Genomic DNA, 23,005 nt, shown 5'->3' on the forward strand with positions numbered 1-23,005 from the left:
GCGCCGACGGCAACTCGAGCTCACGCAGGAGGAGCTCGCCGATCTCGCTGGCGTCACAGTGCGCCTCCCACCGGCGCCGTTCCCCCACGACGACTCGCCCCCGCCATCGCGACTCGAGCGCGGTACCGAGCGGATCTGACCGGAGCTACAGCTCCTCGTCGTCGGTCTCGCCCTCTTCGTCGTGCTCGTCGATGTCGCCGTCTCCGGCGTGCAGGGCCGCGAAGCGCTCCCACTCGGCCATGAGGTGGTCGATCGCGGCGTGGAATCGCGCGGTCGTCACCCCCGGCGTCGTGTCGCCGAAGTAGCGCTCGACCCAGAACTTGAGCCGCTCGAGCGCCTGCTCGTCGTGTGCGACCTCGTCGACGCGGGCGACCATCGACGCGGCATCCGCCGCATCCAACCATTCGCACGCTTGCAGGTAGCCGCTCGTGTCGACCTGTGCGGCCGGGTTCGCGGGGCGCGTGATGAGCAACGGTTTGCCGGCGGCGAGACGGTCGTAGACCATCGCCGAGATGTCGACGATCGCGACGTCGGCGGCGGCGAGCTGCCACCCGAGCTTGGGGCCGTCGTCGAAGACGTGCTGCGCGCCGGGGTCGGCGGCGTTCGCCTGCTCGATCGCCTGGATGATGCGCTTGTTCGCTGCCGCGTAGGCCTCGTCGACGACGCCCGAACGCGGGTGCGGCCGGTAGATCACCCGATGGCGCCCCGTCGTGAGCAGGCCTTCGACGAGCGCGACGCCGTGCGAGGCGATCGAACCGTACGCCGCCGCGGCACGGTCGCCCTCCCAGGTCGGGGCGTAGAGCACCACCTCGCGCTCGTCGGGCGTGTACGGCAGCGGAGTGCCGTCGAGGTAGTGGTCGGCCTGCGGGCGCCCGATCGGGATCGCACGCTTGTCGAAGTCGTAGTCCCACAGCACCTTGTCGAGCCGGGCACGGGCGGCGTCGCCCGCGATCAGAGCGTAGTCGTACGCCTTGAACTGGTTCGTGGTCATGTACATCTTGTCGGACTCGCCGTGGTTGACGAACACGTGCCAGCGGCGCCCGTAGCGCATCATCTGGAAGTTCTTCGCGTTCTGGTTCACGTAGAGGATGACATGCAGGTCTTGTTCGTGGATCACCCGTTCGAGGTCGGCGACGCGGCGCACATAGGCCACCGGCAGCGGCGACTCCTCGAAGAGCCTCAGTGCGGCGCCCGACGCCCGGCTGAGCACGAGCACGGGGTGCGTCTCGGCGAGCTCGGCCAGCGGCGCGTACCACTGCCGCAGCTGGTACAGGTTGACCTTGCCGTCGGCGAAGTACACACCGATCTTGAAGCGATGCGGCTCGAGCGGCGCCCGCTCGGCGAGCTTCGTGCGCAACGCGCGCTGCGCACGCCGCGACCACATGATGTCTTTGGCGAGCTTCATCGCGCGTCGCGCGTCTTTCCTCAATCCCACTGTCCAAGGGTAGCGAGGGGCGGCTGAACGGATGCCCCGGCGCCGGGCCCTGCGCGAAGACGAGAGCCGATCGTTACGGCACCGGCGGGTCGAGGAGGAGCGAAGCGACGTCTCGGGACCCGCGCACGACGGAGCTGTCGTGACCCGTCCTCCTCCGTCGGGCGCTCCGCAACCCTTTCAGACGACCGGCGGGCGTCCTGCTCGAGTCATCCGCCACACCGTGCGCCAGCGCATCGGGCGGCGCTCACCCGGAGACTCCCGCCACCCGGCCGCCCAACCGCCGAACCAGGCCTTCAGCGCGGCAGGTCGGCGCGCCCAGCGCAGCATCTGGATCGCCGTCCACGAGCCGACGTAGAACGGCACGAGCAGCGCCGGCAGGTTGCGGCGGGCGAGCCACACCCGATTGCGGGCGTTCAGGCGGAAGTAGTACGAGTGCCGCGCGGGGTCGATGACGGGGTGCGCCGCCTCGAGCGAACCCTCGTACCAGGCGATGCGGCCCGCGTCCCACACGCGCCAGGCGAGTTCGATGCCCTCGTGCGCGTAGAAGAAGGGGTCGGCCCATCCACCGGTCTCGTCGAACACCGCACGCGGCATGAGCACCGCGCCCTCCCAGCACGAGAAGACCGGGCTCGAGTGCGCGGGGTCGCCCTTGCGGATCCGCGGGATCCAGCGGCGCGGCGAGACGAGTCCCGTCGGATCGACGACTCGCGGCTGCACGAGACCGAGCTCGGGGCGCTCGGCGAGCAGCCGGATGCCGTCGGCGAGGAACGCGGCGCTCGGCAGGAACGCGTCGTCGTCGAGGAAGAACAGCACCTCGCCCGAGACCTCGGTCACGCCCGCGTTGCGGCCGGCCGGGATGCCGAGGTTCTCGGGCAGGTGGCGCGTGCGCACCCCCGCGGGCAGCGGGGGCTCGGCGGTCGCCGGGTCCCAGCCGTTGCCGACGACGACGACGTCGGTCTCGACGCCCTGCTGCGCGAGCACGCTTCGGATGCCTCGCGCGAGCTCGTCAGGGCGCTCGCCCATCGTGAGCACCACGACGCCGACGCGCGGGAGCACGTCAGGAACGGACACGACGGCTCGCCATGATCGCGACGAAGTGGCCGATCACCGCGAGCATCGCGAGCGGCAGCAGCGCCGCCACGACGACGCGGTCGACGAGCGGCTGACCGAACGCGAGCCCGATGAGCGCCGCGGCGAACGCGATGAGGGTGAGCTCGACCGAATGGTACAGCCGGTGGAACGGCAGGAACCTCGCCGCCTTGCGGAGCTTCGCGACGAGGCCGCCGCGCGGCGCGGTCTCGCCGTGGGTGTCGGCGAGCTTCGCGAGCCCGGCGTTCGCGCGGGCGACGTGCACCATGTCGTTGAGCGCCTTGTTCAGCACGATCACGAGGGCCAGGAGCGCGCCGAGCGTCGTCCAGAGGAAGTCGGCGGGGAACTCGAGCGGGTACGCGGCCGCCCGGAGACCGAGCGCGAGCGGGATGAGTGCCTCGGTCGTGTAGTGCCCGACCTTGTCGAGGAAGACTCCGGCGGGCGAGGACGTGCGTCGCCAGCGGGCGACCTCGCCGTCGCAGCAGTCGACGAGCATCTGGAGCTGGCCGAGCACGACCGCGAGGAGCGCACCCCAGATGCCGGGGATGAGCAGCGCCGCCGCCGTGGACCAGCCGACGAGGATCATGAGGCCGGTCACGCCGTTCGCCGAGATCGGCGTCTTCAGGAGCAGCCACGTGAGGTGGATCGAGAAGCGGCGCAGGTACAGCGACGCCGTCCAGTGCTCGGCGTTGCGCCGGCCGCGCACCTCGGGAGGCTGCGCGACGGCGCGCAGCTCGGCGATGCTCGCCGGCCGCACCGTCACCGGTCGGGCGTCAGACATCGTGCTCACCTTCCCGTGTGCCGTGCGATGTTGCTGGTCAGCGAGAGAGAGCCGAGCACGAAGCCGATGCCCCACGTGACATGTATGCACGGCAACACTACGAGAAACCATGCGGCCGTGCTCGCGCCGCGCCCCCGCGCGGCGGAGAACGTGGCGACCGCGACGAACAGCAGGTAGACGAGCGGCGCCGCGAAGCCGACGAGGAGCCACGGCGTCGCGCCGATGAGCGCCTGCACGATGCCGCCGACCCCGAGCAGCAGGCCGAGCGCCACGCCGACGACCATCGCGGGCGGGATGAAGTAGCGGATGCCGTTCGAGGCCGGGAAGCGCCGCGCGAGCTCGCCGCGCCAGAGCCCGGTCGAGAACATCTGCCGGGCGAGCCGGTCGACGCTCGACCGAGGGCGGTAGGTCACCGCGAGTTCGGGGGTGAACCAGACGGTGCCGCCGGTCTCGCGCAGACGCCGGTTGAGCTCCCAGTCCTGGCCGCGCTTGATCGACTCGTCGAAGAGGCCGACCCGTTCGAGCGCCTCGCGCCGGAACACGCCCAGGTAGACCGTCTCGGCGGGCCCCTCGGCACCGCCGACGTGGAAGGCCGAACCGCCGAGGCCGACCTTCGTCGTGTAGGCGAGCGCGACGGCGCGCTCGAACGGGGTCTCGCCGCGGGCGTCCATGATGCCGCCGACGTTGTCGGCGCCCGTGCGTTCGAGCGTGGCGACGGCGACGCGGGCGTAGTCTTTCGGCAGCATCGAATGCGAGTCGACGCGCACCACGACCGGATATCGCGCGGCACGGATGCCGATGTTGAGCCCCGCGGGCGTCGACCCGACCTCGTTCTCGAGCACGCGGATGCGCTCGTCGCGCGAGGCGAGATCGGCGACGAGCTCGTTCGTGCCGTCGATCGACGGCCCGAGGGCGATGAGCACCTCGACGGGACCGGCGTAGTCTTGCGCGAGGATCGATTCGACGGCCTGGCGCACGTGTGCGACGTCGTTGAGCACGGGCATGACATACGACACGCCGGCGAGCGACGACGGGGTCGTCTCGGGGTGGTGCTCGGGCATGTTCCTCACTCGCGCTGGGGTCGATCGAGCCTAGCAGCCGCGCTCCCGCGGGCGGTGTTCCCGGAGACGCCGAACGGGGCCGGATCGATACCGATCCGGCCCCGCCCCGTGGCATCCGTGCCGTTCAGGCTCAGCCCTCGTACGTGTCGAGGGTGACCTCGACCGTCTGGGTCTCGCCGTCGCGGATGACGGTCAGCTCAGCCGTCGAGCCGCCCGCGAGCGCCCGCACCTGCGCGGTGAGGTCGGTCTGGTCGGTGATCGGCAGGCCGTTGAACTCGGTGACGACGTCGCCCGCCTCGAGCCCGGCCTTCTCGGCTGCGCCACCGGGGGTGACCTCGGTGATGAGCGCCCCCACCGTGGTGCTCTTCTCGTCGGACTCGGCCGAGGTGACCGTCGCGCCGAGCAGGCCGTGCGAGGCCGAACCGTCTTCGATGATCTCGTTCGCGATGCGCTCGGCGAGGTTCGACGGCACGGCGAATCCGACGCCGATGTTGCCCGCCGCGGCCGTCTCGCCCGCCGAGAGGATCGCGACGTTCACGCCGATGAGCTTGCCCTGGGCGTCGAGCAGCGCGCCGCCCGAGTTGCCGGGGTTGATCGCCGCGTCGGTCTGGACGACCGGCAGCGAGACGCGTCCGGCGTTCGCGCTCGGCTGCTGGGCCTGACCGCCGCCCTCCTCGGGGATGTCGAAGAAGAAGTCGAAGGGGCTGTCGCCCTCGCCGCCCTGCTCGCCGTTCTCACCCTCGCCCGGGCCTTCGCCCGACCCCTCGTCGCCCTGGGCGTCGTCGGGGGTCGACGGCGCCGCCGAGGAGGCGACGTCGATCGAGCGGTTGAGCGCGCTCACGATGCCGTTCGTCACGGTGCCCGAGAGACCGAGCGGTGCGCCGATCGCGATCGCCGTGTCGCCGACGTTGAGCTGGTCGGAGTCGGCGAACTCGAGCGGGGTGAGGCCCGAGGCGTCGACGAGCTTGATGACCGCGAGGTCGGAGAGGGGGTCGGTGCCGACGAGCTCGGCCTCGTAGAGGTGGCCGTCGTTCGTCTTGACCTGGATCGTCGGGTCGCCGGTCGCGCCGTCGAGCGTCACCACGTGGGTGTTCGTCAGCACGTAGCCGTCGTCGGAGAGGACGATGCCGGAACCCGTGCCCGCGCCCTCGTTGCCCGCGACCGAGATGGTCACGACGCTCGGGCTCGCCTTCGCGGCGACCGCGGTGACGGCCGTCACCTGGTCGGTGTCGTTCACGACGATGTTCTGCGCGGTGCCCGAGCTCGCGGTCGAGGTCGCGTTCTGGTTGCTCGTCACGAGCGCCGTGATGCCCGCGCCCGAGGCGCCGCCGATGAGGGCGGCCGCCACGATCGCGGCGGCGACGCCGAGGCCGACGCGGCGCGGCTTCTGGGCCGGCGCGGTGGATGCCTCGGGGCCGGTGCCGTACGGCGGAACGCCCGCGAGCGGGGCGGTCGGCTGGGTCGCACCGGGCTGGGCGCCGCCGAAGGCCGGCGGAACCTGTCCGGGGACCGGAACGGTGGGGGCCGTCGCCGGAGCGGCGGGGGCGGGTGCGGCCGTCGCCTGCTTGGTGTACTGCGGGGCGTGGTACGGCTGCGGGGCCTGGCCCGGCTCGTACACGGTGCCGGTCGCGGCGGGAGCCGCCGGCGCGGCGGGTGCAGCAGCGGCGGCGGCCGGGGCAGCAGCGGCGGCCGGGGCAGCAGCAGCGGCGGGTGCAGCAGCGGCGGCGGGCGCCTCGGCGGCGGCCGGGGCAGCAGCCTCGGGCGCCTCGGCGATGGTCTCGGTGGTGGCCGTTTCGGCGGCGGTGCTCGCGGCGGCGGTCGTCTCGGTGGTGCTGGCCTCGGGAGCGGTGGGCTCCTCGGTGACCTCGGCGTCGCGGGCCTCGCCCTGTGCGCCGTCAGTCGTGTCGGTCATGTCTGCTCCTTCCAAAGCGATGCCAGCATCTCTCGCCAAGCTGTGCACCGGATCGGCGGTTCCTATGTCCTTGCTATCACCGAGCAGGGATTCGTCCGAGCGACCCGTGCGAGGCGACGATGCCCTGCGCCAGCGTACCCGTGCGGGCTTCGCGTACGGTGTGAGCATGAGCGACTTCTCCCCCGCGCCGGGGCTCCTGCCGTTGCAGCGCACCGCCGCCGGAGCGGGCCTGCTCGGCACCGACGGCCGGGTCGCGGCGACGATCTTCGCCGAGATGAGCGCCCTCGCGACCCGCACGGGAGCGATCAACCTCGGGCAGGGGTTTCCCGATGAAGACGGCCCCGCCGAGGTGCTCGAGGCGGCGCGCGCCGCGATCGCCGAGGGAGTCAACCAGTACCCGCCCGGGCTCGGCCACGCAGTGCTCCGTGAGGCGATCGCCGCGCACCAGGCGCACTGGTACGGGCTCGACGTCGACGCGGCATCCGAGGTGCTCGTGACGGCCGGCGCGACGGAGGCGCTCGCCGCGACCGTGCTCGCCTTCGTCGACCGGGGCGACGAGGTCGTCACCTTCGAGCCCTACTACGACGCCTACGCGGCGCTCGTCGCCCGGGCGGGCGGCGTGCACCGGACGGTGCCACTGCACTGGGCGGCCGAGGAGCAGGGCGACGGCGGGGCATCCTGGCGCGTCGACCTCGACGAGCTGCGCCGGGCGGTCACCGATCGCACGCGGCTCGTCATCGTCAACTCGCCGCACAACCCGACCGGCGCCGTCTTCGACGACGAGGTGCTCGCGACGATCGTCGAGCTCTCCCGGCGTCACGACGCGCTCATCGTGACCGACGAGGTCTACGAGCACCTCACCTTCGGCGCCCCGCATCGCCCGATCGCGACGCTGCCGGGTGCCCGCGAACGCACGATCTCGATCTCCTCCGGCGGCAAGACCTTCTCGACCACGGGGTGGAAGATCGGCTGGCTCACCGCGCCCGCGCCGCTCGTCACCGCCGTGCTCGCCGTCAAGCAGTACCTGAGCTACGTCAACGGGGCGCCGTTCCAGCCGGCCATCGCCACCGGGCTCGGCCTGCCCGATGCCTTCTTCACCGGTGCCGCCGCAGCCCTCGCCGCGAAGCGCGACGTGCTCACCGCGGGTCTCGAGCGGGCCGGATTCGCGCTCGCGCGCCCGCAGGCGGGCTACTTCGTCGTCGCGGATGCCGCGCCGCTCGGGTTCTCCGACGCAGCAGAGCTGTGCCGACGGCTGCCCGAGTTGGCGGGTGTCGTCGGGGTGCCGGTGCCGGCGTTCGTGCACGCCGATCGGCGCGACGCCTACCGAAGTCTCGTGCGCTTCGCCTTCTGCAAGCGCATGCCGGTGCTCGAGGAGGCCTCGACGCGCCTCGCGGCGCTCAGGGTGAGCTGAGCGGCCGGGCCGGGGTCGGCTGAGCGGTGCTCGGGGCCCGAGCGCCGGAACTTGCAGGATGAGCCGCACAGCGCCCCCGTATTCCGGCCCGCTTGCCCGCTCATCCTGCAAGTTGGGGCTCGCCAGCCCGGCACGAACACCTCAGCGCGGCACGACCCCGTAACGTCGAAGCGACAGCGCGGGGTTCGTGCGGCGCACCGCGGCGATCCGTTCGCGAGAGATCCAGGCGAGCGCGATGCCCGGCTGCTCCCCGAGCGCCGCGAGCTCGACCCCCATCGGGTCGACGACGAGGCTCTGCCCGACCGCGACCGGCGGGGTCTGGTCGGCCGCGGCGAGGTAGACCGTGTTCTCGATCGCCCGCGCCAGCGCGAGCGTGCGCCAGTGATGCTCCTTCAGCGGACCGCGCACCCACTCGGCGGGGACGAGCACGAGGTCGGCACCGGCATCCACGACGACCCTCGTGACTTCGGGGAACCGCAGGTCGTAACAGGTCTGCATGCCGACCGCGATGCCGTCGACCGTGAAGATCTCGGGCTCGTCGAGCGCACCCGCGACGACCCGATCCGACTCGAGCTGGCCGAACGCGTCGTAGAGGTGCTGTTTGCGGTACCGGGCGACGAGCCGCCCGCCGCCGTCGAGTGCGACGAGCGTGTTCGAGAAGCGGGCGGCATCGCCCGGCGCCTGCTCGAGCACGCCCGCGACGAGGTGCACGCCGAGCTCGCCCGCGAGCGCCCCGAGCGCCCGCACGAAGCCGCCGTCGAGGGGTTCGGCCGCATCGGCCATCTCCTGCCCGAGTTCGGGCGTGAAGAACATCGAGTACTCGGGGAGCACGACGAGCCGCGCGCCGCGCCCCGCGGCGAGGCGTGCGAGGCGCTCGATCTCGCCGAGGTTCGCCGCGGCATCCGCCTGCGGAGCGAACTGCGCGACCGCGATCGCGAGTTCGTCGCCGTCGGATGCCTCGGCGCGCTGCCGCGCATCGGGTGCCCTGTGTTCGTGGTCACGTGCAACCGGGCCGGGTGTCATGTCACCAGCGTAGGGCGAGGCCGGTCGATCGGCCGAGGTCTGCGCGATACCGCAGCTGCGAGTAAGCGCCGGCGGAGCCGACGGGCCGGGCGTCGGCGACGACCGGCCTGCCCGAGGCGGTGACGTCGTCGATCTCGCGCAGTAGGGGGCACGCGCCCTCGCACAGATCCGAGATCTACTTTAGCTGCTAAAGTATTTCCCATGACGACCATCGCACTCTTCGGCGCCACCGGCAAGACCGGGCGACGCGTGCTCGACCGCGCGCTCGCGGCGGGTTTCGACGTCCGCGCACTCGTCCGCGATCCCGACCGCCTCGAGGTGCAGCACGAACGGCTGACCGTGATCCGCGGTGACGTCCTGGACCCGGTGGCCGTCGGCCGCGTGGTCGACGGCTCCGAGGTCGTGCTGAGCCTGTTCGGCCAGGTGAAGGGCTCCCCCAGGACCCTGCAGGCCGACGGCACGCGCCACATCGTCGCGGCGATGCAGTCGCACGGCGTGCGCCGCATCGTAACGCTCTCGGGCGGCGGCCTCCGCGCCGAGAACAAGGATCAGCCCAAGGTGCCCGACAGGGTGATGCGGTTCCTGTTGAAGACGTTGGCCGGCCATGTGCTCGCCGACGCCGAAGCGCACCTCGATGTGCTCGGCGCGAGCGGGCTCGACTGGACCGTCGTGCGCGGCCCACGTCTGCTCGAGACACCCGGCACGGGCACGTACCGGGTCGGGTGGGTCGGCGTCGGCACGGGCATGCAGATCAGCCGCGACGACCTCGCGGACTTCATCCTGACCCAGGTCGACGACGACCGCTTCGTCCGCGAGCTGCCGTTCGTGAGCGCGTGATGACTGGCGCACGGGGCGGCCGGGCCGGCACAGCGGTCGAGTCGCGCCGCGCGCAGGCCTCGGCCGTGCTCGAAGCGGTGACCGTGCTCGGACGGGCGATCGCCGCCGAGCGGCGGACACCGTTCGAGGGGCGGTCGCTCACGAGATCGCAGATGCAGACCCTCTTCCTGCTGGCGCACGGCACGGGCCCGATCACCCCGAGCCTCGTCGCCGAGCACCTCGCCCTCACCGGGGGCGCCGTCACGCAGCTCGTCGACGGACTGAAGGCCGACGGGCTCATCGAAACCGCGCGACATCCCGACGACGCGAGGTCGCGGGTGCTTCGGCTCACCGACGCGGCCTCGAGCCAGGTCGACCGATTCGAGGCCGAAACGGTCACTCGCCTCCTGCCGATGTTCGACCGGCTCGACGACGACGGGCTCACCCGGCTCGCGCTCCTGCTGCGCACGGTCACCGAGGAGGACGAACGATGACGACGAACGACGCCGTGTTCGTGACCGGGGCGACCGGGATCGTCGGCGGAGCCGTCGTCCGGTCGCTCGTCGAGCGAGGCGTCCCGGTCGTCGCCGCGATGCGCGGCGACTCGGATGCCGCCCGCCTCCCCGCGGGGGTCACCCCGCGCACGTTCGACTTCGGAATGCCGCCGGCCGAGATCGACGCGGCGCTCGAGGGCTGCGACCGGCTCTTCCTCATGCGACCGCCCGCCATCGAAGACGTGCGCACCTACCTCTTCCCGGTGATCGAGGCCGCGAAGCGGCGTGACCTCCGTCAGCTGGTGTTCCTCTCCCTCCAGGGCGTGCAGGCGAATCGGAAGACCCCGCACCACGCGGTCGAGCAGTATCTGCGCGAGACGGATGCCCCGTACACGAGCCTGCGGCCCAATTTCTTCATGCAGAACCTGTCGACGACATATGCCGTGGAGATCCGCGAGCGCGACGAGATCTTCGTTCCGGCCGGGCGTTCGCGCACGGCGTTCATCGACACGGAGGACATCGGGCGGGTCGCCGGCGCGGTGTTCACCTCGCCAGGCCATCTGCGCAAGGCATACACACTGTCGGGCGAGCAGTCCGTCACGTACGCACGCGTCGCTCGGATCCTGTCGGACGTCCTCGGCCGCGACATCCGCTACGCGCGGCCGAGCGAGCGCGAGTACCTGGCGCGACTCGAGGAGCAGGGTGCACCGGCCGACTACCTCGCGGTGCAGAAGATGATCTACCGCGTCGTGCGGTTCAACGTGTCGGCGATCCCGAATCACGCCGTGCGGCGGCTCACCGGACGGCCGGCGACGACCTTCCGCGAGTTCGCCGTGCGCGAGCGCGCCGCATGGGAGCCCCGGTCGGGTTGATCCAGCAGGCGAGGGGGCGACCCCCTCGACCGCCGCCGGAAATGCCGAAGGCCCGGAATCGCAATGATTCCGGGCCTTCTCGGTGTTGCAACCAACACAGCGTTGCGGGGGCAGGATTTGAACCTACGACCTCTGGGTTATGAGCCCAGCGAGCTACCGAACTGCTCCACCCCGCGGCACAAGAAGAAACACTATCACGGGAATTCACCTTCGTCCAATCGAGCACGGCCCGCCTCGATCCGCACGCGGCAGCGCACCGACGATCGACCCGCCGAACGTGCAGCATCTGCACCAGCGCCCTATTCCGTTGGAGATCTCCACAGTGACCGCACACGTTCGCCCGTGGCATCCGCGAACCTTTGTTAAGACTCTTTCTTTTCATGCCTTGCGCTTGGTACCGTCTCGCAACCGCCGTGATCGCGGCGGTCGGGACAACGATCGATGAGGATTCCATGTCACCACTCCCCCTGCTCCGCGGGGCGGCCGTCGCCGTCGCCGCAACCGCGCTCATCGCCACCGCGGCGACCGCTCCCGCCACCGCCCACCCGCGTCATCAGCCCGAGGGTCCGAGCGAGATCAACGGGTACCGCAGCGTCGGCTACCTGATGGCCGACACCCCGATCACCCGCGACTTCCAGATCGCCGACCTGCTGAAGAACGGGGCCATCGAAGACGTCACGCACATCAACTACGCCTTCGGCAACGTCACCGAGAACCTCGTCTGCGAGATCACCGACGTGCCCGGCGAGGGCGATGCGTACAACGACTACCTGCGTCTCGTCTCGCCGCGGGACTCGGTCGACGGCAAGCGCGACCACAAGAACCGGCACCAGCGCCTCGCCGGCAACTTCAACCAGCTGAAGAAGCTCAAGCAGGCGAGCCCCGACACGAAGGTGCTCATCTCGCTCGGCGGCTGGACCTGGTCCGACCACTTCTCGGCCGCCGCCGCCACCCCCGAGAGCCGCGAGAAGCTCGTCTCCTCGTGCCTCGACATCTACTTGCGCGGCGACCTGCCGAAGGTCGGCGGCCTCGGCGGCGACGGCGCCGCCGCCGGTATCTTCGACGGCATCGACGTCGACTGGGAGTGGCCGGTGAACGGCGGCGAGACCTCGAACGCGAGCCCCGCCGACCGTGAGAACTTCCTCGCGCTCATGGAGGAGTTCCGCCGCCAGCTCGACGCCTACGGCGCCGAGACCGGCGAGGACTACCTGCTCACCGCATTCGCCCCTGCCGGAGGCTGGAACACCAACGCCGGCGGATGGACCGACCCGCGCCTGTTCGAGGTCGTCGACTTCCTGAACATCCAGGGCTACGACTACGCCGGCGGATGGACCGGCAACACCGGCCACCAGGGCAACCTCCACCCCGACGGCGCGAACAACTGGGGGCTCGCGCTCGACAACGCCGTGGGCCTCTACACCGCCGCCGGCGCTCGCCCCGATCAGTTGAACGTCGGCATCCCCGCCTACGGACAGGGCTGGACGAACGTGACCGTCGGCGACCGCGCCGTCTGGACGCCCGACCCCGCCGTGACCTCGCTCGGCACGAAGCCCTATTACGAGATCCGCTCGATCGGGCAGGGGTACTACGACCCCGCGCTCGGCGCGTCGTGGCGCTACGACGCCGCGACCGGCCAGTGGTGGAGCCTCGACGACCCGAAGTCGGTGCAGCAGAAGGCCGAGTGGCTGGCCGAGCAGGGGTTCGGCGGCGCGATGTGGTGGGACCTCTCGGGCGACTACCGCAACGAGCTCGGCTCGACCCTCGGCGACACGCTGCGCTCCGCCGAGGAGGGTCCGCTCGGCTGACGCACCCCGAGAACGTCGGATGCCTCGGAGCTGACTCGCTCCGAGGCATCCTGGCCGTTCGGGGCCGTGGCCTCGATACGCTGCGCTACTCGACCGACGGGTTGAGCGCGACGAGTTCGTACGAGAGCGGCAGCCAGCGTTCGGCCGGCCAGCCGTACATGCCCTCGCCGAGCTCGACCGTCGCCGGGAACACCCTCCACGGCACCGAGTAGTGCTCGGTGAACGCCTCGAGCGCGAGCCCCGCGTCGCGCAGGGCGGACAGCACCTCGTCGATCGGATGCGACCACTCCCAGGTTCGGGCGTTCGCGAGACGCGCCTCGGGGTCGGCGTAGTCGCTCGGGTCGTCGAGGATCTCGGGCTGCTCGCTCTGGTAGGCGTACCTGATCGACGGGAGCCCGTCGGGCCCGTCGTCGCCGTCGAAGACCATCGCGGTCGGATGCCCCTCCGCGAAGTAGAGCCGACCGCCGGGCTTCAGATACCAGGCGACGATCCGCGCCCACTCGGCGACATCGGGCAGCCAGTTGATCGTGCCCCACGTCACGAACACGAGGTCGAACGACTCGGGCTCGGGCAGCATGTGCCGGGCGTCGTACACGTTCGCCTCGATGAAGCGGGCGCGATCGGCGACGCCGATCTCGATGGCCATCCGCCGCGCCTCGGCGACGGCGGCGGGCGAGAAGTCGATGCCGACGACGCTCGCCCCGCCGCTCACGAGCGAGAGCGAGTCGGAGCCGAAGTGGCACTGCAGGTGCAGCACCCGCACGCCCTCGAGTCCGTCGGGGAAGAGCCGATCGATTCCCGCCCTCGCGATCGGGTCGAGCACGCTCCCGCCCGCACGGAGCGGCGCCTGGTCGTAGAACGTGCTCGCGAGGTGCACGCCGACCCGTTCGTCCCAACCGGCCCGATTGTCGTCGAGCCAGTCGCCCTCACGCAGCTCGACGCTCATTCGCCGCCGGACTCCTCCGAGCCGCCGGTGCCGCCGGTCTCGCCCTGCGTCGCCTCGGTGAGCGCGATCATCTTCGAGATCGTGTCGGCGAGCTTCGCATCGGCGGCTCCGTACGCCACCCAGTCGCCCTCGGCGAGTGCGGCCTGCTTGTCCTTCAACGCCTGGGCCGCCTGGTTCAGGAGCGCCTGCATCTCGTCGCTCGGCGCCTCGGGCGACGTCGGCGAACCGCCGTCGCCGTCACCGTCGCCCTCACCCTCGCCGGGGGGCGGGGTCGTTCCGGGCTCGACGTCGCCGTCGCCCGCCGACGCACCCGAGTCGCCGCCGAACAGCACGTCGAGCGCCTGGTCGAGCGTGTCCTGGAAGGCGATCTGGTCGCCGAAGGCGACGAGCACCTTCTGCAGCAGCGGGTAGCTCGTGTCACCCGTCGACTTCACGTAGACCGGCTGCACGTAGAGGAGGCCGCCGCCGACCGGCACCGTGAGCAGGTTGCCGTTGATGACGTCGGACTGACCCTGTTTCAGGAGGTTCAGCGATGCGGAGACGCTCGGATCGGAGTTGAACTTCGCCTGCACCTGACCCGGGCCGGGCACGTTGTCGTCTTCGGGCAGGGTCAGCAATCGGAGCTTGCCGTAGCCCTCGGCGCGCTTTCCTTCTACGGCGCCCGCATCGGCATCGACCGCGAGGTACCCCCGCAGCACATTGCGGCTCTCATCGCCGCGAGCCTCGGGGATGAACGTCGAGTACAGCGAGTACGCCGGGGCATCTTGGCCGGGCATCTGCATCGTCAGGTAGTACGGCGGCTGCAGCAGCGCCGTGTTCGCCCCGGCGGTCGGCTCCTTGGGCGTCGTCCACGCGTCCTCACGCGAGTAGAAGGTGCTCGCGTCGGTCACGTGGTAGCGGCCGAGCACGGCTCGCTGCACCTTGAACAGATCGGCGGGGTAGCGCACGTGGCTCATGAGCTCGCCCGACATCTCGCTCATCGGCTCGATCGTCGACGGGAAGATCTTCTGCCAGGTCTGGAGGATGGGGTCCTCTTCGTCCCAGGCGTAGAGCGTCACGGAGCCGTCGTAGGCGTCGACGGTGGCCTTGACCGAGTTGCGGATGTAGTTGATCTCGTCGAACGCGAGCGCGGGCGTCAGCCCTTCGCTGTCGGCGATGGCCTCGCTCATGCTGACCTTGTTCGAGTACGGGTACTGGTCGCTGAGGGTGTACCCGTCGACGATCCAGACGAGACGGTCGTCGACGATCGACGGGTAGGTCTCGGAGTCGAGCGTCAGGTACGGAGCGGCCTTCTGGACGCGCTGGATCGGGTCGCGGTCATAGAGGATCTGCGAGTCGTCGGTCACCTCGTCGGAGAGGAAGATCTGCTCGGATTGGAACTTCAGCGCGTAGACGAGCTTCGTGAAGATGTTGTCGAGCTTCGGCCCGCCGTCGCCCGAGAAGGTCGTCTGCGTCTGCTCTTCGTTGTCGCTGCCCGCCGGGTAGTCGAGCTCGATGGGGTCGCTGTCTTTCGGGGCGCCGACGATCGAGTACTGCGGCGAACTCTCGCCGAAGTAGACGCGCGGCTCGAACTCGCCCAGCGAACCCATCTGCGGGATGCCCGACTCGAGGAACACCGGCTGCCCGTCGACCGAGCGCTGGTTGCCCGCCGCGGCCACGAGGCCGTAACCGTGCGTGTAGACGAGATGCGAGTTGAACCAGGTGTCGGCGTCGCCGAGCCCCGACAGCTTCACGTCGCGGACGGCGACCACGGTGTCTTGCGTCTCGCCGTCGACCTCGTAGCGATCGACGTCGAGCTGCTTCGGGAACTGGTAGTACTGGCGGAACTGCTCGAGCTGCTGGAACGCGGGCGAGATCACGAGCGGGTCCATCAGGCGGATGTTCGCGGTCGTCTCGGCGTCTGAGCGGAGCGCGCCCGGCTCGGCGTCGGTCTTCGCCTCGAAGGGGATCTGCTCGACGCCGTCGACGTTGTACGCATCGCGGGTGAGGTCGATGTTGCGCTGGACGTACGGCGCCTCGAGCGGCTTCGCGTTCGGGTCGACCTGGAAGCGCTGCACCACCCACGGGTAGAGCGTGCCGATGAGCAGGCTCGTCACGATGAGCAGCGCCGTGCCGACGAGCGGCAGCCGCCAGCGGCCCATCACCGCGGTCACGAAGAAGAGGATCGCGACGACGACGGCGATGCCGGCGAGGATGCCGCGACCGGGGATCACCGCGTTGACGTCGGTGTACGCGGCGCCGGTGATGAGGGCGCCCGACTCGGTGACCGTCGCGTACTGGTCGAGCCAGATGCTCACGCCCTGCAGCAGCAGGTACAGACCCGCCGTCACGGCGATCTGCACGCGCGCCGACTTCGAGATGACGACCTCGCGGCCGCTCACGCGGATCGCACCGTAGAGGTAGTTCGTCGCGATGACGAGGAGCACCGAGAGCAGCACGACCGCCGACGCGAAGCCGACCACGCTGCGGTAGAACGGCAGCTCGAAGACGAAGAAGCCGATGTCGAAGCCGAACTGCGGGTCGGTCTGACCGAACGGGGTGCGGTTCAGCCACGCGAGCGTGACCTCCCACCGGCTCGACGCAGACACGCCGGCGAACACGCCGAGCACCGCCGGGATACCGTACATCGCGAGTCGGCGCAGCGGCTCGAACACCTCTTGATAGCGGTCGAGCTGCGAGTTGAGCTTCGCGTAGACCGGGCGGGTGCGGTAGGCGATCTGGATCGAGCCCCAGATCGGCAGCGCCATCGCGAGGAACCCGATGGCGAACAGCGACACTCGCGCGATCCACCCGGTGGTCAGCACCGAGATGAAGCCGAGTTGCTGGAACCAGAGCACATCGGTGTAGAGACCCGCGAACACGAAGAACGCGATCACGAGGGCGGCCACCACCCCGATCGTGATCGCGATCGGCGCGCGACGGCGCGGGACCCTCGGTTCTTGCGGCTGTGCTGACACTCTCGGCCTCTGCTTCGGTCGGGACGGGATCGAGGCTCCATTTTAGAGCCGCGATGCTTGGAATCTGCTGGTCAGGATGCGTCGCACGACGGGTAGGTCCCCGTCAGCTCACCGTCTCCGAGGTCTTCGACGATCGTTCGCGCCTGGTCGAGCGTCGTCACCGCGAACACGGTCATGCCGTCGGGCACGTTTCCCGCGACCTCGTCGCAGTTCGATTCGGGTGCGAGGAACCAGTCGGCGTCGGCGCCGTCGGCGCCCCAGAGCTTCTGCCGGATGCCGCCGATCGCCCCGACGGCGCCCGCCGAGTCGATCGTGCCCGTGCCGGCGACGATCTCGCCACCGGTCATCGCACCGGGGGTGAGTTCGTCGACGATGCCGAGCGCGAACATCATGCCGGCGCTGGGGCCGCCGACGTTGTCGAGTTGCAGCTCGACCTCGATCGGGAACTCGTAGTGCATGCGCACGCCGACCCCCAGCACCGCGACGCCGTCGCGGTCGACCGGGGTCACTTCGACGGTCTCGCGCACGCCGTCGCGTTCGATCTCGATCGACGCCGGGGCATCCGTGCCGTGCTCGCGCACCGCCGACTGGAGCTCGCCGATGGAATTCACGGCCTCGCCGTCGAGTGCGACGACGACGTCGTCCTCCTCGAGCACGCCCTCGGCGGGCGAGCCCTCCAAGAGGCCGACGATCGTCACCTCCCGCGGGAACTCGTAGCCGAGCTCGACGAGCGCCGCGGCGATCGCGTCCTGCTGCGAGTCGACCATCGCCGCCTCGTTCTGCGCATCGCGGTCGTCGTTGCTGATACCGGGCGGGAAGACGGCCTCGACGGGGATGACGGTGCGGGTGGCGTCGCCCCACGCCCAGAGCACCTCGAGCCAGTTCGGGGTGTTGCCGGGCTTGCCGACGACCGAGACCGTGAGCAGGTTGAGCTCGCCGTCGGTCGGGTAGGTCGTCTCGTCGGGAATCGCGATCAGCGGCACCTCGTCGCCGTCGGCGTTCTCGGCAACGCCGAGGGTGTCGTAGACGGGGCCCGGCTGCTCGATCACGTAGGGCGACGGCAGCAGACCGAACACGATCGCGATGACCGTGGCGACGGTGACGGCGGCCCACCCGATGCGCTCGCGCCGCGAGCGCCGACCGCGCTCGACGGGCGCCGACGAGTCGTCGGAGAAGAGGGCCATTCGGGCAGTCCTTTCGCGCCGTTCGCGGCGACGGGCCGGTCGTTCGCGGCGACGGGCCGGGATGGAGGTGAGGGCCGACCCGGCGCTGTTCGCGAAGGGCGGACACCCGGATTGCAAGCCTAGGCCATTTCCCAGACGCGACGCCGGATGCCCGCGTTACGGTTGAGGAGACGAGAGCTGGAGGTGGCGCACGTGGCCGATCAACAGGGCGAACCCGGCGACCGGAATCCCGAGGACGAGTTCCGCGACATGCTGCGAGAACTGCTGTCGGGTGCCGGTGGCATCGACCCGACGAGCCTCGCGGGCGCAGCGGGTCTCCCGAACGACCCGGCGAGCGTCGCCGCGCTCTTCGGCCAATTGCAGCAGGCGATGAACCGCAGCGGCGACGGCATCGACTGGGCCGTCGCGACCCGCCAGGGCGAGGAGCGCGCGGCGACCGGCCAGACGCAGATCTCCGATGCCGACCGAGAGCGGTTCGATCAGGCCTTCCAGGTCGCATCGCTCTGGCTCGACGAGGCCGTCGACTTCTCCGCTCCCCCGCAGACGCCCGAGCTGATCACCCGTCGCGCCTGGGTCGCGGCGACCATGCCCCTCTGGACCCAGCTCGCCGAGCCCGTCGCCCTCTCCATCTCCGACGCGCTCACGCGGGTGATGCGCGAGCAGGCGCCCGAAGAGATGCGCGGCATGATCGAGAACGCGAGCAAGATGCTCCGCGGCATCGGCGGCACGCTCTTCGCGATGCAGCTCGGGCAGGTCGTCGGCCAACTGTCGACCGAGGTCGTCTCGGGCGGCGACATCGGCATCCCGCTCCTCGACGACTCCCGCGCGGCGATCCTCCCGCAGAACGCCTCGGTGTTCGGCGAGGGCCTCGACATCCCGACCGACCAGGTCGAGCTCTACCTCGCCGTCCGCGAACTCGCGCACGCCCGGCTCTTCCGCCACGCGCGCTGGCTCCGACTCCACCTCATCACGGCGATCACCGCCTTCGCGCGCGGCATCGACATCGACACCGAGCGGCTCGAAGAACTCGCCGAGGGCTTCGATCCTTCGAACACCGACGAACTCCGTCAGGCCGTCGTCGGCGGTACGCTGATCCGCCCGAAGAGCGAGGCGCAGCAGGCCGCGCTCGGCCGGCTCGAGACGATGCTCGCGCTCGTCGAGGGCTGGGTCGATCAGGTCACGGCGGATGCCACGGGCCGGCTGCCGCGCACCGATGCCATCGCCGAGTCGATCAGGCGACGTCGGGCGTCGGGCGGGCCGGCCGAGTCGGCGTTCGCCACGCTCGTCGGGCTCGAGCTGCGCCCGCGCCGTCTGCGCGAGGCGACGGCGATGTGGCGCGCGGTGACCGAGGCGGTCGGCGTCGAGGCGCGCGACGCGCTGTGGGCGCACCCCGATCTGCTGCCGACCTCGGCCGACCTCGACGACCCGAGCGCGCTCGTCGCCCGCCTGACCGGCACCGATGCGGCCGAGAACGAGGCCGACGACGAGTTCGACCAGGCGCTCGAGCAGCTGCTGCGCGGCGAGACCCCCGCCGGCCCGGGCGAAGACGGCGAGACCCCCGCGAGCTGACGCACAGGCGGTGCACGCCGGTGCGCTCGCGGAGCCGGGAGGCGGGGGCTGTGGAGGGATTCCGACGCCCCGCGTCCCGGTGCGCGATGCTCTCGACATGTCACCGCGCATCGATCCGGCACTCCCTCTCGTGTGGCGTTCGCCCCGCGAGCTGCAACTCGGCGGCGAGGTGCCGCGCGTCGTCATCGGCGAACCCGGCCCGCTCGAGACCGGGCTGCTCAGCGCGCTCCGGCACGGCGCGAGCGTCGCGACCCTGAAGACCATCGGCGACGGCCTCGGTGGGACCCAAGCCGAGATCGAACGGCTGCTGATGAGGCTCGAGCCGGCCTTCGAAGTCGAGGCGGCCGGGGCCGGCGCGACCGGCGCGACCGGCGCGACCGTGCTGCTCGACGCCGACGGCGCCTTCGGCCTGCTGCTCGAGCGCCGCCTCACCGAGCTCGGCCATCGGGTGATCGGCGCCGACCCCGCCCCGTCGGGCACGACGCCCAGCCCCGATCTCGCCGTGATCGCGGCGCACTGGGTGATCCCGCCCGCCCGTCACCTGCCGTGGCTGCGCTCCGACGTTCCGCACCTCGCGGTCGTCGACGACGAAGCCGGCTGGCGCGTCGGTCCGCTCGTCGATCCGGGCCGGGGCCCGTGCCTGCGCTGCCTCGAACTCGCCCGCCGCGACCGCGACCCCGCGTGGCCCGCCGTGGCCGCGCAGCTCGCCGGGCGCCAGGCACCGCCCGCGGCACGCGGCATCCGCGCCGTCGTCGATGCCGCAGCGGCCGCGGCGGCCGCCGTCGACGACCGACTGCGTTTCGGCGAGACCCCCCTCGCGTCGCGGAGCCTCAGGCTCGGGGCCGTGGGCGGCTCGCAGTCTGCGAGCCACCACCCCCATCCCGAGTGCGGTTGTCGAGCTCCTGGAGGAAGCGCGACGGCTCCCGCTCTCCGCGCTGCCCGTCGCCGAGGCGCGCCCAGCTCAGCTCGAGCCGATGCCGTGCCCGCGTGAGCCCGACGTAGAGCAGTCGGCGCTCCTCGTCGATCGCGTCGAAGCCCTTCGCATAGCTGATCGGCAGCATTCCCTCGGTGAGGCCGACGAGGTAGACCTCGTCCCACTCGAGCCCCTTCGCCGAGTGGAGCGTCGCGAGCGTCACGACCGCGAGCGCGGGCTCGTGCTGCGCCTCGGCGCGCGCCCGCAGATCGTCGGCGAACTGGCGGAAGGTGGTGCCCTCGGGAGCATCGTCGACGAGACGCGCGATCGCGTTGAGCGACTCCCATCTGGTGCGCACGGCGCCGGGGCCTTCGGGCGCCTGCACGCTCCAGCCGAGCGAGCGCAGCACGTCGCTCACCGATTTGAACAGCGGCTCCCCCGTGATCGTGAGCGCCGCGGCGCGGAGGGCGTGCACCGCCTCGCGCACCTCGGGCTGGTCGAAGAAGCGCGCGGCTCCGCGCACGCGCGAGCCGACGCCGACCTCGTCGAGCGCCCGCTCGAGGATGGCCGACTGCGAGTTCACGCGCATCAGCACCGCGATGCCCTCGGGTGCGGCGCCCGCGTCGATGCGATCCCTGATGCGGGTCGCCACACCCCTGGCCTCGGCGAGATCGGAGGCGTACTCGGTGAGCCCCGGCTCGGGCGCGCGCTCGCTGCTCGCCACGGCGGCGAGCCGCAGTGCACCCTCGCGACCGCGCATGAGCCGGTTCGCCGTGTCGACGATCCGACCGCTCGAACGGTAGTTGCGTTCGAGGCGCACGACCGTCGCCTCGGAGTAGCGTCGCTCGAAGCCGAGGAGGTAGCTCGAGCTCGCCCCCGCGAAGGAGTAGATGGTCTGGCTCGCGTCGCCGACCACGCAGAGCTCGCTGCGATCACCGAGCCAGAGCTCGAGCAACTGCTGCTGGGCGGGCGAGACGTCCTGGTACTCGTCGACGATGAAGTGGCGGTAGCTCTCGCGCACCTGCATCGCGACGGATGGCTCCGACTCGATCATTCCGGCGGTCGCGAGCAGCACGTCCTCGAAGTCGAGCATGCGCCGCTCGTCTTTCACGTGCTCGTACGACTCGACGAGCTCGAGGAACTGCTCGGCGGTGAGCCGTCCCGGCGCGCCTCGACTCGCGAGCCGCGCCGCGTACCATTCGGGCCCCTGCACGCTCACCTTGCGCCGCTCGATCTCGGCCGCGACGTCGCGGAGGGTCGCCACGTCGACCTTGAGCTTCACCCGCTCGGCGGCCTGCCCGAGCAGGCGGCCTTTGTAGTCGAGCACGCGCGGCGCCGGGCCGCCGACGACGATCGGCCAGAAGTGATTCAGCTGCGCAAGCGCCGCCGCGTGGAAGGTGCGGGCGCGGACGGCCCCCGCACCGAGTGCGCCGAGCCGCGCGCGGAGCTCGGCGGCGGCGCGCGAGGTGAAGGTGAGCGCCATCACTCGCGCCGGGTCGTACGCACCGGAGGCGACGCCGTAGGCGATGCGGTGCGTGATCGCCCGGGTCTTGCCCGTGCCGGCGCCCGCGAGCACGCAGACCGGCCCGTGCAAGGCCTCGGCGACGACACGCTGCTCGTCGTCGAGCCCGTCGAGCAGCGGATCGCCCGTCGCGGCTCCGGGTTCGGCTGCGTCGATCGCGCTCGCGCCGGGGCCGACCGTCACGAGACCGACCACTCAGGCGAGCGATCGGGTGCCGCGACCGGCCCGCCGTACCAGTGTTCGATGAGCCAGCGGGCGATCGAGGTCTCGCCCGGCAGGGTCACCCCGCCCCACGACTCGGCGAGCTCCTCGCGGCTGAACCAGCGGAGCTCGAGGATCTCCTCGCCGTCGGGCTTCGCGTCTGCCGGATCGACCCCGGGGGCGATCCGGGCCGCGAACCCGAGCATGAGGCTCGCCGGGAACGGCCACGGCTGCGAGCCCAGATACTCGACCCGGTCGACGACGAGCCCCGCCTCCTCGTGGATCTCCCGCACGACCGCGTCCTCGAGCGACTCGCCCGGTTCGACGAACCCGGCGAGCAGCGAGAAGCGCCGCTGCTCCCACATCGCGTTCGACCCGAGCAGCAACCGGTCGTCGTCGTCGGTGACGAGCACGATCACCGCCGCGTCGGTGCGCGGGAACAGCATCGCGGCATCCTGGTCGCAGCGCCTCGCCCAGCCCGCCTGTACGGGCGTCGTCGTCGCCCCGCATCGCGGGCAGAAACCGTGCGACGCGTGCCAGTTCGCGAGCGCGAGGGCTTCGACGAAGAGCCCCGTGCCGAGTTCGTCGAGCGCGGTCGCCGCGTCGCGGAGCCCGACCCAGCGCGCCGCCTCGGGCTCGACGGCCGCGGCGGTCTCGTCGTCGACGACTCGCAGCTCGTAGGCGCGTGCGGGGGTGTCGCCACGACCGAGGTACGCGCGCAGCATCCCTGCCGGCGCCTCAGCCGGCTGGAAGAACTCGAGCGCCGGCGCCGAGCCCTCGACCTGCTCGGCGAGGAGCGCGCGATCGCCGTGGACGAGCATCACCCGCGACGCGGGATCGGCGTCGAAGGCGTCGAAGATCGCCGGATCGGCGCGCCGCTCGGCGTCGCGATCGATCACGGCACGCGCGAACGGCGGAGTCGGGCCCTCGTCGGTCACTGCGCCCCTCTCGCGGTCGGATGCGGAGTCGGCGGGAAGGTGTGGCGGTCGCCCGTCGCCGGGAGATGCCTGCTTA

At 71.2% G+C, this 23,005-nt stretch carries 17 protein-coding genes and 1 tRNA gene; 6 read left to right on the forward strand and 12 right to left on the reverse strand.

Translation table 11 applies throughout. From position 1 onward, the window contains the following. Positions 1-145: 145 nt before the first annotated feature. From H516_RS0115265 to H516_RS20485, 5 genes are all read right to left on the reverse strand, one after another. Positions 146-1,435, reverse strand: a complete 1,290-nt coding sequence (locus H516_RS0115265; RefSeq protein WP_026378866.1) for a CDP-glycerol glycerophosphotransferase family protein — start codon at positions 1,433-1,435, stop codon at positions 146-148. Between the two features lie 177 nt (positions 1,436-1,612). After that, positions 1,613-2,506 carry a glycosyltransferase family 2 protein gene (locus H516_RS0115270; RefSeq protein WP_026378867.1) on the reverse strand — a complete coding sequence of 298 codons (894 nt, stop codon included), beginning with the start codon at positions 2,504-2,506 and terminating at the stop codon, positions 1,613-1,615. Continuing rightward, complete coding sequence (locus H516_RS0115275) at positions 2,493-3,305, reverse strand: CDP-alcohol phosphatidyltransferase family protein (RefSeq protein WP_026378868.1); 813 nt, start codon at positions 3,303-3,305, stop codon at positions 2,493-2,495. Before H516_RS0115275 ends, H516_RS0115270 begins: the two co-directional genes overlap by 14 nt. A gap of 5 nt (positions 3,306-3,310) precedes the next feature. Continuing rightward, entirely contained in the window at positions 3,311-4,366 is a 1,056-nt protein-coding gene (locus H516_RS0115280) for a glycosyltransferase family 2 protein (RefSeq protein WP_022890582.1), read from the reverse strand. 130 nt (positions 4,367-4,496) lie between these two features. After that, entirely contained in the window at positions 4,497-6,278 is a 1,782-nt protein-coding gene (locus H516_RS20485) for a S1C family serine protease (RefSeq protein ID WP_033197279.1), read from the reverse strand. Between the two features lie 166 nt (positions 6,279-6,444). On the opposite strand from H516_RS20485, the gene H516_RS0115290 reads away from it, so the two are divergent. Next, positions 6,445-7,689 (forward strand): aminotransferase class I/II-fold pyridoxal phosphate-dependent enzyme, encoded by a 1,245-nt coding sequence (locus H516_RS0115290; protein WP_051138865.1) that lies wholly within the window; start codon positions 6,445-6,447, stop codon positions 7,687-7,689. 141 nt (positions 7,690-7,830) lie between these two features. On the opposite strand, the gene H516_RS0115295 is transcribed toward H516_RS0115290, so the two are convergent. Beyond that, complete coding sequence (locus H516_RS0115295) at positions 7,831-8,712, reverse strand: carbon-nitrogen hydrolase family protein (protein WP_022890584.1); 882 nt, start codon at positions 8,710-8,712, stop codon at positions 7,831-7,833. A 201-nt stretch (positions 8,713-8,913) separates the two neighbouring features. Here H516_RS0115295 and H516_RS0115300 point away from each other — a divergent pair, with 201 nt between their 5' ends. The 3 genes from H516_RS0115300 to H516_RS20495 are packed head-to-tail and all read left to right on the forward strand — an operon-like array spanning position 8,914 to position 10,894. Next, complete coding sequence (locus tag H516_RS0115300; protein WP_022890585.1) at positions 8,914-9,549, forward strand: NAD(P)-dependent oxidoreductase; 636 nt, start codon at positions 8,914-8,916, stop codon at positions 9,547-9,549. Next, positions 9,549-10,022 (forward strand): MarR family winged helix-turn-helix transcriptional regulator, encoded by a 474-nt coding sequence (locus H516_RS21450; protein WP_026378871.1) that lies wholly within the window; start codon positions 9,549-9,551, stop codon positions 10,020-10,022. The genes H516_RS0115300 and H516_RS21450 overlap by 1 nt, the downstream gene beginning before the upstream one ends. Continuing rightward, a complete protein-coding gene (locus H516_RS20495) occupies positions 10,019-10,894 on the forward strand; it encodes an SDR family oxidoreductase (protein ID WP_022890587.1) in 876 nt (291 codons plus the stop codon). Before H516_RS21450 ends, H516_RS20495 begins: the two co-directional genes overlap by 4 nt. 102 nt (positions 10,895-10,996) lie before the next feature. On the opposite strand, the gene H516_RS0115315 is transcribed toward H516_RS20495, so the two are convergent. Next, a tRNA-Met gene (locus H516_RS0115315) sits at positions 10,997-11,070 on the reverse strand. 276 nt (positions 11,071-11,346) lie between these two features. Here H516_RS0115315 and H516_RS20500 point away from each other — a divergent pair. Next, entirely contained in the window at positions 11,347-12,699 is a 1,353-nt protein-coding gene (locus tag H516_RS20500; RefSeq protein WP_022890588.1) for a glycoside hydrolase family 18 protein, read from the forward strand. A gap of 85 nt (positions 12,700-12,784) precedes the next feature. Here H516_RS20500 and H516_RS0115325 read toward each other — a convergent pair whose 3' ends face one another. The 3 genes from H516_RS0115325 to H516_RS0115335 all read right to left on the reverse strand — a co-directional run bounded on the left by H516_RS0115325 (position 12,785) and on the right by H516_RS0115335 (position 17,786). After that, positions 12,785-13,645, reverse strand: a complete 861-nt coding sequence (locus H516_RS0115325) for a class I SAM-dependent methyltransferase (protein WP_022890589.1) — start codon at positions 13,643-13,645, stop codon at positions 12,785-12,787. Then, the gene (locus H516_RS20505) at positions 13,642-16,602 is read right to left on the reverse strand and encodes a UPF0182 family membrane protein (RefSeq protein WP_022890590.1); all 2,961 of its coding nucleotides are present in this window, start codon (positions 16,600-16,602) and stop codon (positions 13,642-13,644) included. The genes H516_RS0115325 and H516_RS20505 overlap by 4 nt, the downstream gene beginning before the upstream one ends. 71 nt (positions 16,603-16,673) lie before the next feature. Continuing rightward, a complete protein-coding gene (locus tag H516_RS0115335; RefSeq protein WP_022890591.1) occupies positions 16,674-17,786 on the reverse strand; it encodes a YlbL family protein in 1,113 nt (370 codons plus the stop codon). Positions 17,787-17,978: 192 nt separating this feature from the next. On the opposite strand from H516_RS0115335, the gene H516_RS20510 reads away from it, so the two are divergent. Beyond that, a complete protein-coding gene (locus tag H516_RS20510) occupies positions 17,979-19,355 on the forward strand; it encodes a zinc-dependent metalloprotease (RefSeq protein ID WP_033197295.1) in 1,377 nt (458 codons plus the stop codon). Between the two features lie 830 nt (positions 19,356-20,185). Here H516_RS20510 and H516_RS0115350 read toward each other — a convergent pair. Both H516_RS0115350 and nudC read right to left on the reverse strand, forming a co-directional pair. Continuing rightward, a complete protein-coding gene (locus H516_RS0115350) occupies positions 20,186-21,946 on the reverse strand; it encodes an ATP-dependent helicase (RefSeq protein ID WP_051138867.1) in 1,761 nt (586 codons plus the stop codon). A 23-nt stretch (positions 21,947-21,969) separates the two neighbouring features. Then, positions 21,970-22,929 carry an NAD(+) diphosphatase gene (gene nudC / locus H516_RS0115355; RefSeq protein ID WP_022890594.1) on the reverse strand — a complete coding sequence of 320 codons (960 nt, stop codon included), beginning with the start codon at positions 22,927-22,929 and terminating at the stop codon, positions 21,970-21,972. Between the last annotated feature and the right edge of the window lie 76 nt (positions 22,930-23,005).

The organism is Agromyces italicus DSM 16388, assembly GCF_000421545.1.
GTDB classification, from domain to species: Bacteria; Actinomycetota; Actinomycetes; order Actinomycetales; family Microbacteriaceae; genus Agromyces; species Agromyces italicus.